The organism is Denitrificimonas caeni (genome assembly GCF_905120345.1).
GTDB classification, from domain to species: domain Bacteria; phylum Pseudomonadota; class Gammaproteobacteria; order Pseudomonadales; family Pseudomonadaceae; genus Denitrificimonas; species Denitrificimonas caeni_A.
On the sequence record NZ_CAJHOA010000002.1, the window covers coordinates 72,038 to 86,895 of the forward strand.

Sequence of the window (14,858 nt, forward strand, 5' to 3'; positions counted from 1 at the left end):
TGAAGCAATCATCAACAGCGCGATCCCTATGCAGCAGGCAACAACTCAGACTATGGGCAATAGTATAGCGCTACACTCAAGCTTTAAGCACTAGCTAAGAGTCCAGCCATTGCTGCGCGCTGGTGTTTAATCTGCGCTTTGGCCACGGCGCTCAGCTATTCTGAAAAACCTGCTGATAAAAAGCCAATTCCAAACGCAAGACTGCGGCTAAGTTATGCGCCTGCCGAAAACCATGGCCTTCTTCTGGGTAGAGATGATAATCGACGCGTACGCCCTGCGCTTGTAACGCGCTGACCATATCCGTGGTTTGTGCAGGCACCACCACCACATCACGCCCGCCCTGAAAGAAGATCACTGGCGTGTGAATCTGCGCCACCTGTTCAAGCGGCGCTCGTGCGGCAAATTGCTCGGGGCAACCCAGTAGCCAGTCGAGATAATCGCCTTCAAATTTATGCGTGACCTTGCGTAACGCCTCCGGATCGCTGACCCCATATAAACTCGCAGCAGCAGCAAAGTTCGGACTGGCAGCGATGGCTAATAATGCACTGTAGCCACCGGCACTGGCACCACGCACGCAGATTTGCTGGGGATTGACTTTGTCGTGAGCAATTAAGCTCTGCACCAAGGCACAAATATCCTCCACCTCAACACGCCCCCACTGCTGGTGTAAGCGCTGCCGGTAGCGGCGACCAAAGCCGGTACTGCCACGGTAATTGAGATCCGCCACGGCAAAACCACGCTGCGTCCAAAACTGAATCCGCGCATCAAACACCGGATAACAGGCCGAGGTGGGGCCGCCGTGCAGAAACACCAGCAGCGGTGGCCGCTCTTGGTCTTTGAGGCTGTGCTGGCTATTGCACGGTGGATAGAAAAAGCCGTGCACCTGTTCATCATCCGTGCTGGGGAAGTAAAAACTTTGCGGATGGGCAATTTCTTCGGCGGCTAAGCCAATGCTTAACTGTTGCAGGATGTGGCTGTGCCCGCTGTGACGCTCGATGGCTAACACCGCGCGGCCTTGTGCTTGATGTTCGGCAATGCAATAAAAAAACTGCTGATCAACGGCTAAATGGCGTAAGCGGCTGTAGTCCGTCGCCAGCCGTTGCCGAATCGCTTGCTGGGCAAACGAATACACCGCCAACTGGCCATGGCCATCTTCCAGCCAACTGATTAAGTAGGTATCAGCACTCAGCGCTAGATAGTTACAACCACCCAACTGCCACGGCGCGCCGCTGTAGTCGGCGTTGATGCCCTGCAGTTTTTCTAAGTGTCCGCCAGGCTGTTCGCGCCACGGCTGCCAATAACCTTGTTGGTCATTGAGTACGTTTAAGCGGTTGTGTTGATCGAATACCGGTTGTTGCAGTGAAGCATCACCCTCTGCGCCTGCCATACAGATCGGCGTTCCCCAGCGTGTATCGGGCTGGCGGGCGGCGCAGAAGAGCTGCGTTTGTGTCCAGGGCTGATCGGGGCGCTGCCATTCAATCCAGGCCAGACGCTGACCATTGGGGCTTAAACGTGGCGCCGCATAAAAGTCGCTGCCTTCGGCAATCAGTCTGGGGGCGCGGCAAACAGAGCTGTTATCAATGGGTAACTCAATCTGCACCAACCGATGAATCAGCGCCTGCGCCTGCTGCTCTTCTTCGATGGCAATAATGCTGTTGCTCAGCGGATCAAACTGCATATCGGCATAACGGCACTGACTGCGCTGAGTTAACGCTTGCGGCGCACCCTGCCAGCGTTGCAGATAGACTTGCTGATCGGCTTCATTAGTAAACACTACGCCCTGCTCAGTCAGGCAAAACGAGCCGCCGCCGTATTCATAAACGCGGCTGCGCACCGAGAAGCCTGCGGGGGTAAAGACAGTGCTGCTTTGCGTACTGTGTTGATAACGATAGAGCAGGGTTTGTGCCGTTTTTGGATCAGACTCCGACCAAAACACCCCCTGCGCCGAGACTTTCAGTTCATTGATTTCACGTCCTGCCGCCGCAGCCTGCTCGGCGCTCCAGTCACTCGGCCAAAAGCCAGCGGCGGGGCTGTCTTGCGCTAACATCGCCACTTAGCCTTTGATAATAATGTTGGACATTTTTTCATTGCGATAAACCATCTGCTCGACCCCTAAAGGCGCGTGTTCGGCCTGTTCGCGTGCGGCGAGAATCTTGTCGTGGTGCTCGGACTTACTGCACACCGGATCGGTATTGCTGGCATCACCGGTGAGCATAAAGGCTTGGCAACGGCAGCCGCCGAAATCTTTTTCTTTTTCATCGCAGGAGCGACAGGGTTCTGGCATCCAATCAAAGCCTCGAAATTTATTAAAGCCAAAGGATTCCTGCCAAATATGCTGGATGCTGTGCTCTTTGACGTTAGGAAACTGGATGGGCAATTGTCTGGCACTGTGACACGGCAGTGCGGTGCCGTCTGGGGTGATATCTAAAAACAAACTGCCCCAGCCATTCATGCAGGCCTTGGGGCGTTCTTCGTAATAATCTGGAGTAACAAAAATCAACTTACAGGGATGGTTTTCTGCCGCAAGTTTTTCACGCCATTGTTGCGTGACTTTTTCGGCGCGCTCAAGCTGCTCACGGGTCGGTAATAAGGCGGCACGATTGAGTTCGGCCCAACCATAAAACTGACAGGTGGCCAGCTCAACAAAGTCGGCATCCAACTCGATGCACAGCTCGATAATACGATCCATACGGTCGATGTTATGCCGATGGGTGACGAAGTTCAGCACCATCGGATAGCCTGCGGCTTTCACCGCTTTGGCCATCGCCAGTTTTTGCGCAAAGGCTTTTTTCGAGCCGGCCAACATATTATTGACCTCTTCATCGGCGGCCTGAAAGCTGATCTGAATATGATCTAATCCGGCCTCACTCAGCTCAGCAATGCGCTTTTCCGTTAAGCCAATTCCCGAGGTAATCAGGTTGGTGTAATAGCCTAAATCGCGCGCGGCTTTGACCAGCTCGGCCAAATCTTGCCGCACCAAGGGCTCACCACCGGAGAAACCCAGTTGCGCCGCACCCAGCTCACGCGCTTGGCGAAACACCTCAATCCATTGCGCGGTAGTCAGCTCTTCACCACTTTTGGCAAAGTCCACCGGATTCGAGCAATAGGGGCACTGCAATGGGCAACGGTAGGTCAGCTCAGCCAACAACCACAGCGGCGGGCTTTGCGTGGCGCTCACCGGATTAGCAGTATTCAAGCCAGAACTGTGCATGTGCCACCCCCATAAAGGTTAAGACATCTTCATCGAGGCCGGACACATCGGGAAACTGTGTCTGCAACTCGCTAATAATCTGTTCGATACTGCGTTGGCCATCGACTAATTTTAAAATATGCGCAGCGCTGTCATTCAGCTGAATCATGCCTTCAGGATAGAGCAGCACATGGCCGTTTTGTACCGGTTCCCACTGCAAACGAAAGCCACGACGAATACGCAGAGGTTGTTGCAGGTTCAGTTCATTGTCACTCATACCCCCAACCCTCGGTGCCAAACCTGTTGCTCGGTGACGCTGTGATACGGCGGACGCTTCAGCTCATAGGCCATACTCATCGCATCCAACATGCTCCACAGCACATCCAGTTTAAATTGCAAAATATCTAACATGCGCTGCTGTGCTTCGAGCGTGGTGTAGTGTTGCAAGGTGATTTTCAAACCGTGCTCAACATCACGCCGTGCTTCACTGAGACGCTTACGGAAATAGTCATAACCGCTGCTATCAATCCATGGGTAATGTTGCGGCCAGGCATCGAGACGCGATTGGTGGATATGTGGCGCAAACAGCTCAGTTAAAGAACTGCTGGCGGCTTCTTGCCAACTGGCACGACGGGCAAAGTTAAGATAAGCATCCACGGCAAAACGCACCCCCGGCAACACCAACTCGCCTGAGATGACCTGCTCGCGATCCAAGCCAACCGCCTCGGCCAGACGCAGCCACGCTTCAATGCCACCTTCTTCACCCGGCGCACCATCGTGATCGATCATGCGTTGTACCCACTCACGACGCACATCACGCTCAGGGCAGTTGGCCATAATCGCTGCATCTTTCATCGGGATATTGATTTGATAGTAAAACCGATTGGCCACCCAGCCTTGGATTTGCTCACGCGTGGCCTGCCCGTTGTGCATGGCGATATGGTACGGGTGATGAATATGGTAATAAGCACCCTTCGCGCGCAGCGCCTGTTCAAATTGTTCGGGGGTCATCGCTGGCTGGCTCATCGCAGGCTCCTAGAGTTGAATACTCATTCCGTCATAAGACACTTCGACACCGGCAGCCTGCACTTGCGCGCGCTCGGCGGAGTCCTCATTGAGAATGGGGTTGGTATTATTGATATGAATTAAAATACGTCGCGCCTCAGGATAATCGGCCAGTACTTCGAGCATGCCGCCGGGGCCGCTTTGCGCCAAATGCCCCATCTCGCTGCCGAGCTTAGTGCCGACCCCGTAGACTTGCATTTCATCATCAGTCCAGACCGTGCCATCCACCAATAAGCAATCGGCACTGCGCATGATGCTACGCAGGTTATCGTCCATCTCACCGAGACCCGGCGCGTAAAAGACTTTTTTACCGCTGCGCGTGTCTTCGATTAACAGACCAATATTATTACCGGGGTGCGGATCGTCACGGCGGGGTGAGTACGGCGGAGCATTACTGCGTAACGCCACTGCGGTGATGCTTAAGGCCGGGCAGGCTGGCACCGTAAAGGGCGTGCCATCGAGGCTGATCAGTTGATGCTTAAGACCACCGTTCCAATGCGCCAGCATCTTGAAGATCGGAAAGCCTGAGGTGAGGTCTTGATAGACCATCTCGGTGCACCAAACATCGTGCGGACAGCCTTCACGCAAGGTCAGCAAGCCGGTGACATGGTCAATTTGACTATCGAGTAAGATAACTCCAGCAATCGCTGTGTCGCGAGCCTGGCGCGCCGGTTGTAGCGCAGGAAATACTTCGATCTGACTGCGAATGTCTGGCGAAGCATTGCATAAAATCCAGTTGACACCATCGTCGCTAATGGCGATCGATGACTGTGTACGTGGTACAGCACGCAAGGTGCCGGAGCGTAAACCATGGCAGTTGTGGCAATTACAATTCCACTGCGGAAAACCACCGCCTGCTGCTGAACCCAATACTTGAATGTACATGTTGGTATTCCTTAGTAGCCCCAGCAAGCTGGGGCCTGATCGTTAAACGATTAACATAAAGCGACGTGTATCAACGGTTTGCGATGTACATCGTCACTTCAAAGCCAATACGCAGATCATTAAAGGTAGGTTTAGTCCACATAGCAGATTCCTCTCTCTTATTAACACCGGTCAATTCCGGTGCCTCTATTAATAGCGCTGTTCGCCCATGCAGAAAACGGTACTTTGGAACCGGTTTAGCTTGCCATTGGTCGCACTGTCTTTATCCACGTGCTAAACGCTATATTTTAGGCAAAAAAAAACGCAACCCAAGGGCTGCGTTTCGACCGAGATAGAGCAAGTTCGCGGGGGAGATGACGTTAGACAACGCAGCTCTTCTCGTCGATAAGAAAACGTCCATGTCCAGTCACAAGCATAACTTAATCAACATTCTGCAATGTTGCCGTGCATGCCGCCAGATCGCTCCAGCGGCATCTGTAGCGCCTCTTAGAAGAAGCCTAAAGGATTGATGTCGTAGCTGATTAACAGGTTTTTGGTCTGCTGGTAGTGATCCAGCATCATTTTGTGGGTTTCACGGCCCACACCCGATTTTTTGTAACCACCAAAGGCCGCGTGCGCTGGATAGAGGTGGTAGCAGTTGGTCCACACACGACCCGCCTGAATAGCACGGCCCATACGGTAGGCACGGTTGATATCACGCGTCCACAAGCCTGCACCTAAACCAAACTCGGTGTCGTTGGCGATGGCCAGCGCTTCTGCTTCATCTTTAAAGGTGGTGACTGCGACCACTGGACCAAAAATCTCTTCTTGGAAGATGCGCATTTTGTTGTGGCCTTTGAGCAAGGTCGGCTGGATGTAATAACCGCTGGCGAAGTCACCTTCCAGCTGCTCGACTTTACCGCCGGTTAACAGCTCTGCACCTTCGTCTTTAGCAATGTCCATGTAGGACATGATTTTATCGAACTGCTGCGCTGACGCTTGTGCGCCAACCATGGTTTCAGTGTCGAGCGGGTTGCCGCGACGGATGTTTTTGATCTTCTTCATGACTTCGGCCATGAAAGGTTCGTAAATTGATTCTTGAATCAAAGCGCGCGATGGTGCGGTGCAAATTTCACCTTGGTTAAAGAACGCGAGGACTAAACCTTCAGCGGCTTTCTCAATAAAGGCCGGCTCGGCATTCATGATGTCTTCAAAGAAGATATTCGGTGATTTGCCGCCCAGCTCAACTGTGCTTGGGATAATGTTTTCTGCCGCACAATGCATAATGTGCGAGCCGACTGGAGTTGAACCGGTAAAGGCGATCTTAGCAATGCGCTTGCTGGTGGCGAGTGCTTCACCGGCTTCACGACCATAACCTTGCACGATGTTAAGTACGCCAGCTGGCAATAAGTCACCAATCAATTCCATCAACACACTGATCGACAGTGGCGTTTGCTCGGCTGGTTTCAGCACGATGCAGTTACCCGCAGCCAAGGCTGGCGCCAGTTTCCAAGCACCCATCAACAATGGGAAGTTCCATGGAATAATTTGTCCCACTACACCGAGTGGCTCGTGGAAGTGGTAAGCAGCGGTGTGTTCGTTGATTTCTGCAGCGGAACCTTCTTGCGCACGTAAGCAACCGGCGAAGTAGCGGAAATGGTCAGCGGCTAATGGGATGTCAGCGTTGAGGGTTTCACGCACAGGCTTGCCGTTGTCCCAAGTCTCGACGACTGCCAACAACTCTAGGTTGTCTTCAATACGATCAGCAATGCGTAACAGGACGCGGGCGCGGTCTTGTGCTGAGGTTTTACCCCAAGCCGATGCCGCTGCGTGGGCAGCATCTAAAGCCAGATTAATATCGTCAGCATCTGAGCGCGGAAATTCACCGGCCACTGCACCAGTGACGGGTGTGGTGTTGGTAAAGTACTCACCATTGACCGGTGGCACAAACTGGCCACCAATGTAGTTGCCGTAACGTGGCTTAATGGTCAGTAAAGAACCTGGTGTACCTGGTTGTGCATAAATCATCTGCGTAGCCTCTTCTTATTCAGTGCCTGCGCCAACCACGGGCAGGTTATGGTTCGATAATAGCCACTCCCAGCAACCAGACGAATGCACCCTAGGCACAGAAAATCTAGTTATTTAGAACTAGATAGAATGCGCCGCTACCGTAGGGGATGTGCAGAAACAACAAAACCGGCGAGGCCGGTTTTGTTGTTTCGATACTGCTTAAGCAATATCGATGACACTTAAGCACTTACATGCTGCGCGCGGTTATTACAGCGTGTGTTCTTTAGGGAGTTTGAAGGTCCAGACCATGCCGCCTTGGTTGTAGTCTTTAACCCGCTTCGCCACTTCGCCGCCCCACAAAGGTACCGCGCCACCCCAACCGGAAACGACGCTGATATATTGCTCGCCGTCCATTTCCCAAGTGACAGGTGAACCCAGTACGCCAGAACCGGTTTGGAACTCATAGAGTTTTTTACCAGTTTTTGCATCAAAGGCCATTAAGAAACCTTCAGGGTTACCGGTAAACACCAGATTACCTTTGGTCGCCAAGACGCCGCCCCACAGTGGTGCGTAGTTTTTATAGCGCCAAACTTCTTTACCGGTTTTTGGATCAATGGCTTTTAACACGCCAATGTAATCTTCATTCAACGGTCTGATGGTAAAGCCCGCACCTAAGTACGCCGCGCCTTTCTTGTAGGTCACACCTTCGTTCCAGATGTCCATACCCCACTCATTGACCGGCACATAGAACAAACCGGTGTCTTGACTGTAGGCCATTGGCATCCAGTTTTTCGCACCTAAGAACGCCGGCGCGACAAAGACTGAAGAACCTTGCTTGCCCTCGCCCGGCGCGCCTGGACGGTTGCTTTCGTCATAGATTGGACGGCCATCTTTATCCAAGCCTTTCGCCCACGTAATCTTGTCGGCGAATGGGAAGCCACGGATGAACTTACCGTTGCTGCGATCCAAGACATAGAAATAACCATTACGGTCGGCGGTCGCTGCCGCTTTAACCGTTTTGCCATTTTCTTCGTAACTGAACGACACCAGCTCGTTCACACCATCGTAATCCCAACCATCGTGTGGTGTGGTTTGGAAGTGCCATTTGATCGAACCATCATCAGGATTCAGCGCTAAGCGTGACGATGAAAACAGGTTGTCGCCTGGGCGCATGTGCGAGTTCCAAGGTGACGGGTTACTGGTACCAAACAATAATGAGTCGGTTTCAGCATCATAAGAGCCGCCGAGCCATGGCGCAGCACCACCGGTTTTCCAGAGATCACCCGGCCAAGTTTTGCCGGCTTCACCACCAGAAATACCACTTTCAATTTTCTTACCGTCTTTCCAAACATAACCCATGTGGCCTTCAACCGTCGGACGCGTCCAGATCAAATCACCATTCACAGGGTTGTAGGCTTCAACTTTACCAACGATACCGAACTCACCACCGGAAACGCCGGTAATCAGCTTGCCTTTAACCACAATCGGCGCGGCAGTAATCGAATAACCCGCTTTGTAATCGGCGACAGTTTTACGCCAAACCACTTTACCGGTGTCTTTATTTAATGCGACTAACTTGGCATCCAGGGTACCGACAATCACTAAATCGCCGTACAAAGCAACACCACGGTTAATCACGTCACAGCACGGCATAATGCCATCCGGCAGACGCGCGTCGTACTGCCACAGCTCTTTACCGGTGCGTGCGTCCATTGCGAAAACCCGCGAATAGGAGGCGGTGACATACATCACGCCATCTTTAATCATGGGCTGTGATTCTTGCCCGCGCTGCTTCTCCCCCCCAAAGGATAAAGCCCAAACTGGACGCAGCTGTTGCACGGTGTCAACGTTGACTGTTGCCAGCGGGCTATAACGCTGCCCAGCCAAACCTAAACCATTGCTGACAATCTGGTGAGTGGTGTTGGCATCGTCTAAAATTTCTTCGTCAGTGACTGCTTGTACACCGACACTGTGTAGCAGCATTGCGCCGCATAATGCGGATAGAGCAAACATTTGATGCAATCTTGTGCGTTTCATTATGGCCACCTCTACAGCGTTATTATTGTGATCGGGAAATAATCCCGAACCGCTATAGATTCTTCGCTGCAGCAGGCTCAACAACAATTGACCTCAAAGCCTAGTTAGTACCTACGTTAGTAGTAACACCTCGCCGCGCTCATCGCCGCAACAACAGGCATCAGCCAGCCAGCACTCGACGCAGCACGCCAATTGATCAAGCGCCTGACAAAGAAAACCCCCAAGACTGCGCCAGCAATGCTTGAGGGTTATCGATGAGGTCAGGCGTGACTCAGCAGAGATCAATCAGTCCTGATCAAGGCGCTGCCACTGTTGTTTCTCATACAACGGATAGAGGTGACTGACCGTGCGGATCAACTCATAGCGAGTCAAACTGACCTGAGCAAAGCGCTCGGGAATTGGCAGTCGTAACACTTGATTCATGTCCATCCCCGTCTGCGCCGCCTCACGTAAGGCGCTATCGAGCCAAGTCAAATAATCACGCATCTGCACAAAGGGTTGTGCGTCACTGGCCAGCGGGCCATGACCGGGCACAATCAGTGTCCATGGCAGTTTTTCTAAGGTATCGATGTCCGCCAACCACGCTGCAAGTCCTGGAGTATTGGGCGTGGCTAAAGCGCGCTGATAAAAGACTAAGTCACCGGCAAATAACACCCCAGTACGCTGATCTAAAATCACCAAGTCCGCGCCGGTATGCCCCGTCAGGCTTAAGAGCTGTAACGGGTGTCCGCCAATCGTTAAGACGCCCGCCTCAACAAGCTGTGAGGGTAATAGCACTTCGGTGCCACGCATCCAATCGCCAACCACGCGGTACATATTTTCCGCCATGTGATTGCCCTGCTCTTGCAGCAGCTGTTTGCTGCCAGCCAGCGCCGCAATTGGTACATCAGCAAAGGCTTGATTACCGAGGACATGATCGGGATGGTGATGGGTTAGCAAGACTTGAATGACCGGTTTATCGGTGACCGTAGCAATCGCGGCGCGCAAGGCTTTGCCATAGGCCAAGGACGGGCCGGTATCAATCACTACCACGCCAGTATCGGTGACAATAAAGGCGGCATTGACAATATTGCCGCCATTTTCAAAGTTAAAGTTTTCCGTGGAGCCTTCTAGCAGCCAGGTGTTTTCGGCTATTTTTTTTGGGGTTAACTGATAGTCAGCCCAAGCGCTAAAGCTCAATATACTGCTACATAAAAAGATCAATAAGCAACGCATAACCTCACCTCAATCGATCAAAAAAGACGCAGCTCAGTGACGGCGCAACGCCTAGCAACACGCGACGCGCAAACGGCGCAAACGGCGCAAACAGCACTAACGGCATGCTGCGCGCTAAGGAATATCTGCGGTAAATTCATTGCCGTTGTTATCACGGAGCCACAACTGCGTTTCTGGATGGCCCTTAATCCCCAAAGTCAGGGTTGGGTTTTCACTCACCGCAGAAAATAAATCGATGCGCGCCAGCACCGCACCGGAACGATCGCGCAGCTCGGCTTGGTTGACATAAAACTCAGGAATCGAATCGACCAAACCATTATCCATCGGATGAGAAACGCTTAAGCGTAAACGGCTGTTATCGCCGGCCTTAAAACGCGCACCAAAGATTTCTCCGAGATGGTCTTCCCAGCCTTCCTGCGCCCTGACCACGCTGGGCGCACTGCAACCGCCACCAGCCGCTTCCACTCGCGCTGAGCCGACATGCCAGATGCCGTCATCCATTAACAATGCCGCACGAATCGGCGTGGCTTGTTCAACACGAATACGCACCGCCAAAAACTTTTCCAGTTCAGCACTGGGATACAAGGTCAAGACTTGCGGAATCGGATTGAGCTCCGCCCAAATCATCACCCGCTCGACTTTGCCAGGCAACGCCCGCGCATCCACTTCAATCGGCACTTGTCGTGCATCTTCGGCAAACGGCGGCACGCTAACCTTTACCGCCTCGTCAAAAACAAAGTCAGCATTGTCGAGGAGACGCTGATGGAAGTATTCCCACATCACCGAAGGCTGCGGATCACCTTCAACGGCATGCGCCCAGCAGGATGTTAGGGTCAAGGCTAAGGCATAGATAATACGCGTGTTCATACCACCTCCAGCGTTACGACACAGGGATAGGATGTTGCAGTTACTGGTACAAACCAGGCACTTCATAGCTCAAATGGTATTTCGCATACAAGGCCTGCATACGCCCATCGGCAATCATCGCTTCGGTGAGGGCTTCCACGGCATAGGCCAGCTGACGATTGCTTTCATGCACCGCCATGCCCACATCCCAAGTCGCTTGGCCCAAGTTTGGATAGGCTGCATCAGATTTTTTCAGCGCCTCGTCTTTGGCTTGACTCAGTAGCCATTCCAATTCACCGCGCATCGCCATCACAGCATCAACCTTGCCCTCTTGCATGGCCGCAAAAGCTGCCGTCGGACTGACAAAGTGTTTAACACTGGAACTGAGGCGTCCAGCAAAAGCAGTGAGCAAGTAAAACGAAGGGACTGAATCATCCTCAACCCCAACGGGGTGATACTGAAACACACCAACGGTTTCCAAGTTCTTGATGCGGCGACTGTTATAGACGGTCAGCCAGCGTTCACGCTGGTAGGGGCCAAACATCACCACCAGCTCGTTGACCAGCTCACCCAGCTCATTGCGGCGATTGGAAAACTCACGATCGTAAGGCACGCGCAGCATTAGATCGGCGCGAATATCCTTGCGTAAATAATGACCGCGCCAAATAAAATTGCGCAAATCATCATCGAGTTTTTCACCCGGTGTCATCCAGATTATCTCTAAGGTGACGCCCAGTTCTTGCGCAACCTGCTCAGCTAATTCGACATCCACACCTTGCGGCTGACCATCAAGGCGAAAACTATAGGGCGCAAAGTTTTCGTAGACAGCGACTTTTAATGTACCTGCGGCGATCATGTCATCGTATGTGCGCACCGCAGTGCTGAGACTTTCGGCATACAGCTGTGCGCTCAGCGACAGACTGATTGCAGCACACAACGCGATTAAGATTCGACGCATCATCGTTATCACTCCGGTACAGGACGGCTTTCAATGTAGGTTCGAATCGCCCACAGCGCTTCTTGGCTTAAATAGTCGGCCATTCTTGGCATATACACCGCGCCATTGCGCACCGCACCATTGATCACGCGCTCTTTATACCAATCATCGCCGTCCAGACCGACTTCTAATAAACGCAAATCAGGAGCAATGCCACCGGACATGGCTTCTAGGCCATGGCAACGTGCGCAGTTTTGGTTATAGGCTGATGAGCCAATTTCGATCGCCAACTCATTTTGTTCATTCGGCGCGCGGTAGGGGTTTTCATCCAACCACTCGGCACCCAAAGCATGCAATTCACCGGTATTAACACTCTGCGGCACCACATCACCGTGTGCGTATGCAGCGCTAGAGAACCCGAAAGTTGCGGCGATTAATGCGGCAAATATTGTATTTTTCTTATTCATTATTTCCACCATCAAAAATGATATGTAAGACGTTCGCCAATCAGCTGAACCATGCCATTTATGTTAGAAATGCTACGGGCAGAGTTGAACGCTGCTTTAGTGGTCGAGAACCACGCCCTTAGTAGTAGGTGCAAAGGTATACAAAATAAGCGTTTTAGAAGCACTGCCAATTGATCTGCCACCTGGGAATATCTCCCGCCACCAACGGGAAAAATTCCGTATGCATCCTCCTCGTACTTTCACACCATGGAGACCGTCACTGCGCAGAGATCTGGCGCACGACTCACAACATGTAACCACGGGAAGTACAGCAATGATAAAACAACAATTACCCAGCTCTGCCAAACCCTTAGCCCTGGCCGTCAAGGGCTTAATCTTAGGCGCCACCCTACTTGGCTCCAGCCTCAGCTTTGCGACGCCAGTGACCTGGGAAGATATTGCGCAGGATCACTTATCCACTAACAACGTTTTGCAATACGGGATGGGCACCAACGCTCAGCGCTACAGCCCACTCAGCAAAATTAACGAAGACAACGTGTTCAAGCTGACCCCAGCTTGGAGCTATTCGTTCGGTGATGAGAAACAGCGCGGCCAAGAATCACAAGCAGTGATTCATGACGGTATTATTTATGTCACCGGTTCGTATTCACGGGTCTGGGCACTGGATGCCAAAACCGGTAAACGCCTGTGGAACTACAGCCATCGTCTGCCTGACGATATCCGTCCATGCTGTGACGTAGTGAACCGTGGCGTAGCGATCTTCGGCGATAAAGTATACTTTGGTACGCTCGATGCACGCGTTGTTGCGCTGAATAAAGACACCGGTAAAGTGGTCTGGAACAAGAAATTTGGTGATCACGCCGCCGGTTACACCATGACCGGTGCGCCAACCATGGCCAAAGACGCCAAAACCGGCAAAGTCCTGCTGATTCACGGCAGCTCCGGTGATGAGTTTGGTGTGGTCGGTCAACTCTTTGCTCGCGATCCTGATACCGGTGAAGAAGTGTGGATGCGTCCATTCGTTGAAGGCCATATGGGCCGCCTCAACGGTAAAGACAGCACGCCTACCGGTGATATTAAAGCGCCGTCATGGCCCGATGATCCAAATCACCCAACGGGTAAAAAAGAAGCCTGGAGTCAAGGCGGTGGTGCGCCTTGGCAGAGCGCAAGCTTTGACGAAGAAACTAACACTATTATTATTGGTGCCGGTAACCCAGCACCTTGGAATGGTTGGGAGCGTACCGCTGAGGGCGGCGATCCAAAAGATTTCGATAGCCTCTACACATCTGGCCAGTTGGGCGTTGACGCTACCACCGGTGAAGTTAAATGGTTCTACCAGCACACCCCGAACGATGCATGGGACTTTTCAGGTAACAACGAGTTAGTGCTGTTTGATCACAAAGATAAAAGCGGTAAGGTCACCAAAGCTACTGCGCACGCTGACCGTAACGGCTTCTTCTATGTCGTTGATCGCAACAACGGCAAGTTGAAAAACGCCTTCCCATTTGTCGATGGCATCACTTGGGCTTCGCATATTGACTTGGAAACCGGTCGTCCGGTTGAAAACGAAGGACAGCGTCCAGCTAAGCCTGAGCCCGGTGAGAAACGCGGTAAGTCAGTGGAAGTTTCACCGCCGTTCTTAGGTGGTAAAAACTGGAACCCAATGGCGTACAGTCAAGACACCGGCTTGTTCTATGTACCGGCTAACCACTGGAAAGAAGATTACTGGACTGAAGAAGTCAGCTACAAAAAAGGTTCGGCTTACTTAGGTCAAGGCTTCCGCATCAAACGTCTGTTTGATGACCACGTCGGTATCTTACGCGCGATGGACCCTACCACCGGTAAAGTGGCCTGGGAACATAAAGAGAAGTTACCTTTGTGGGCTGGCGTGCTGGCGACCAAAGGTAACCTCGTGTTTACCGGAACCAGTGACGGTTATTTCAAAGCCTTTAACGCTAAAACCGGTAAAGAGCTGTGGAAATTCCAAACCGGTAGTGGCGTGATTTCACCACCAGTGACGTGGGAAATGGATGGTCAGCAATACATCGGCGTGACCTCAGGTTACGGCGGCGCGGTACCACTGTGGGGTGGCGATATGGCTGAGTTAACCAAGCCGGTTGCTCAAGGTGGCTCATTCTGGGTGTTCAAACTGCCTGAGTGGGACAAGAAGTAATCACCACACGTCTATTCACTTAGCACTCACCGCTGCTGTGCTCGCGCAGCAGCG

The 14,858-nt window shown here is 52.3% G+C and carries 13 protein-coding genes; 1 reads left to right on the forward strand and 12 read right to left on the reverse strand.

Annotated features, from left to right (window positions below; genetic code table 11):
- Positions 1-151: 151 nt before the first annotated feature.
- The 12 genes from JYJ62_RS03940 to pedF all read right to left on the reverse strand — a co-directional run bounded on the left by JYJ62_RS03940 (position 152) and on the right by pedF (position 12,631).
- Positions 152-2,047, reverse strand: a complete 1,896-nt coding sequence (locus tag JYJ62_RS03940) for an alpha/beta hydrolase family protein (RefSeq protein ID WP_205340915.1) — start codon at positions 2,045-2,047, stop codon at positions 152-154.
- 6 nt (positions 2,048-2,053) lie between these two features.
- Entirely contained in the window at positions 2,054-3,211 is a 1,158-nt protein-coding gene (pqqE, locus tag JYJ62_RS03945) for a pyrroloquinoline quinone biosynthesis protein PqqE (RefSeq protein WP_205340916.1), read from the reverse strand.
- Entirely contained in the window at positions 3,183-3,467 is a 285-nt protein-coding gene (pqqD, locus tag JYJ62_RS03950; protein ID WP_205340917.1) for a pyrroloquinoline quinone biosynthesis peptide chaperone PqqD, read from the reverse strand. The genes pqqE and pqqD overlap by 29 nt, the downstream gene beginning before the upstream one ends.
- Positions 3,464-4,216, reverse strand: a complete 753-nt coding sequence (gene pqqC / locus JYJ62_RS03955; protein WP_205340918.1) for a pyrroloquinoline-quinone synthase PqqC — start codon at positions 4,214-4,216, stop codon at positions 3,464-3,466. The genes pqqD and pqqC overlap by 4 nt, the downstream gene beginning before the upstream one ends.
- 9 nt (positions 4,217-4,225) lie before the next feature.
- Positions 4,226-5,140 (reverse strand): pyrroloquinoline quinone biosynthesis protein PqqB, encoded by a 915-nt coding sequence (gene pqqB, locus JYJ62_RS03960; protein WP_205340919.1) that lies wholly within the window; start codon positions 5,138-5,140, stop codon positions 4,226-4,228.
- Positions 5,141-5,210: 70 nt separating this feature from the next.
- Positions 5,211-5,282, reverse strand: coding sequence for a pyrroloquinoline quinone precursor peptide PqqA (pqqA, locus tag JYJ62_RS03965; protein WP_205341306.1), 72 nt, complete (start codon positions 5,280-5,282; stop codon positions 5,211-5,213).
- 344 nt (positions 5,283-5,626) lie between these two features.
- The gene (locus tag JYJ62_RS03970) at positions 5,627-7,147 is read right to left on the reverse strand and encodes an aldehyde dehydrogenase family protein (RefSeq protein WP_205340920.1); all 1,521 of its coding nucleotides are present in this window, start codon (positions 7,145-7,147) and stop codon (positions 5,627-5,629) included.
- 249 nt (positions 7,148-7,396) lie between these two features.
- Positions 7,397-9,166, reverse strand: coding sequence for a methanol/ethanol family PQQ-dependent dehydrogenase (locus JYJ62_RS03975; RefSeq protein ID WP_205340921.1), 1,770 nt, complete (start codon positions 9,164-9,166; stop codon positions 7,397-7,399).
- Between the two features lie 285 nt (positions 9,167-9,451).
- The gene (locus JYJ62_RS03980) at positions 9,452-10,381 is read right to left on the reverse strand and encodes a quinoprotein relay system zinc metallohydrolase 1 (protein ID WP_205340922.1); all 930 of its coding nucleotides are present in this window, start codon (positions 10,379-10,381) and stop codon (positions 9,452-9,454) included.
- 114 nt (positions 10,382-10,495) lie between these two features.
- Positions 10,496-11,248, reverse strand: coding sequence for a quinoprotein dehydrogenase-associated SoxYZ-like carrier (locus tag JYJ62_RS03985; RefSeq protein WP_205340923.1), 753 nt, complete (start codon positions 11,246-11,248; stop codon positions 10,496-10,498).
- Positions 11,249-11,288: 40 nt separating this feature from the next.
- Entirely contained in the window at positions 11,289-12,188 is a 900-nt protein-coding gene (locus tag JYJ62_RS03990) for a substrate-binding periplasmic protein (RefSeq protein ID WP_205340924.1), read from the reverse strand.
- A 5-nt stretch (positions 12,189-12,193) separates the two neighbouring features.
- The gene (gene pedF / locus JYJ62_RS03995; protein WP_205340925.1) at positions 12,194-12,631 is read right to left on the reverse strand and encodes a cytochrome c-550 PedF; all 438 of its coding nucleotides are present in this window, start codon (positions 12,629-12,631) and stop codon (positions 12,194-12,196) included.
- A 313-nt stretch (positions 12,632-12,944) separates the two neighbouring features.
- Between pedF and exaA the strand changes: the two genes are divergently transcribed.
- Entirely contained in the window at positions 12,945-14,804 is a 1,860-nt protein-coding gene (gene exaA, locus JYJ62_RS04000; RefSeq protein WP_205340926.1) for a quinoprotein ethanol dehydrogenase, read from the forward strand.
- Positions 14,805-14,858 lie beyond the last annotated feature (54 nt).

What these genes read in the sequence shown, in the direction of transcription:
- JYJ62_RS03940 (WP_205340915.1), bottom strand. Translation starts at nt 2,047, where the DNA reads ATGTTAGCGCAAGACAGCCCCGCCGCTGGCTTTTGGCCGAGTGACTGG.
- pqqE (WP_205340916.1), bottom strand. Translation starts at nt 3,211, where the DNA reads ATGCACAGTTCTGGCTTGAATACTGCTAATCCGGTGAGCGCCACGCAA.
- pqqD (WP_205340917.1), bottom strand. Translation starts at nt 3,467, where the DNA reads ATGAGTGACAATGAACTGAACCTGCAACAACCTCTGCGTATTCGTCGT.
- pqqC (WP_205340918.1), bottom strand. Translation starts at nt 4,216, where the DNA reads ATGAGCCAGCCAGCGATGACCCCCGAACAATTTGAACAGGCGCTGCGC.
- pqqB (WP_205340919.1), bottom strand. Translation starts at nt 5,140, where the DNA reads ATGTACATTCAAGTATTGGGTTCAGCAGCAGGCGGTGGTTTTCCGCAG.
- JYJ62_RS03970 (WP_205340920.1), bottom strand. Translation starts at nt 7,147, where the DNA reads ATGATTTATGCACAACCAGGTACACCAGGTTCTTTACTGACCATTAAG.
- JYJ62_RS03975 (WP_205340921.1), bottom strand. Translation starts at nt 9,166, where the DNA reads ATGAAACGCACAAGATTGCATCAAATGTTTGCTCTATCCGCATTATGC.
- JYJ62_RS03980 (WP_205340922.1), bottom strand. Translation starts at nt 10,381, where the DNA reads ATGCGTTGCTTATTGATCTTTTTATGTAGCAGTATATTGAGCTTTAGC.
- JYJ62_RS03985 (WP_205340923.1), bottom strand. Translation starts at nt 11,248, where the DNA reads ATGAACACGCGTATTATCTATGCCTTAGCCTTGACCCTAACATCCTGC.
- JYJ62_RS03990 (WP_205340924.1), bottom strand. Translation starts at nt 12,188, where the DNA reads ATGATGCGTCGAATCTTAATCGCGTTGTGTGCTGCAATCAGTCTGTCG.
- pedF (WP_205340925.1), bottom strand. Translation starts at nt 12,631, where the DNA reads ATGAATAAGAAAAATACAATATTTGCCGCATTAATCGCCGCAACTTTC.
- exaA (WP_205340926.1), top strand. Translation starts at nt 12,945, where the DNA reads ATGATAAAACAACAATTACCCAGCTCTGCCAAACCCTTAGCCCTGGCC.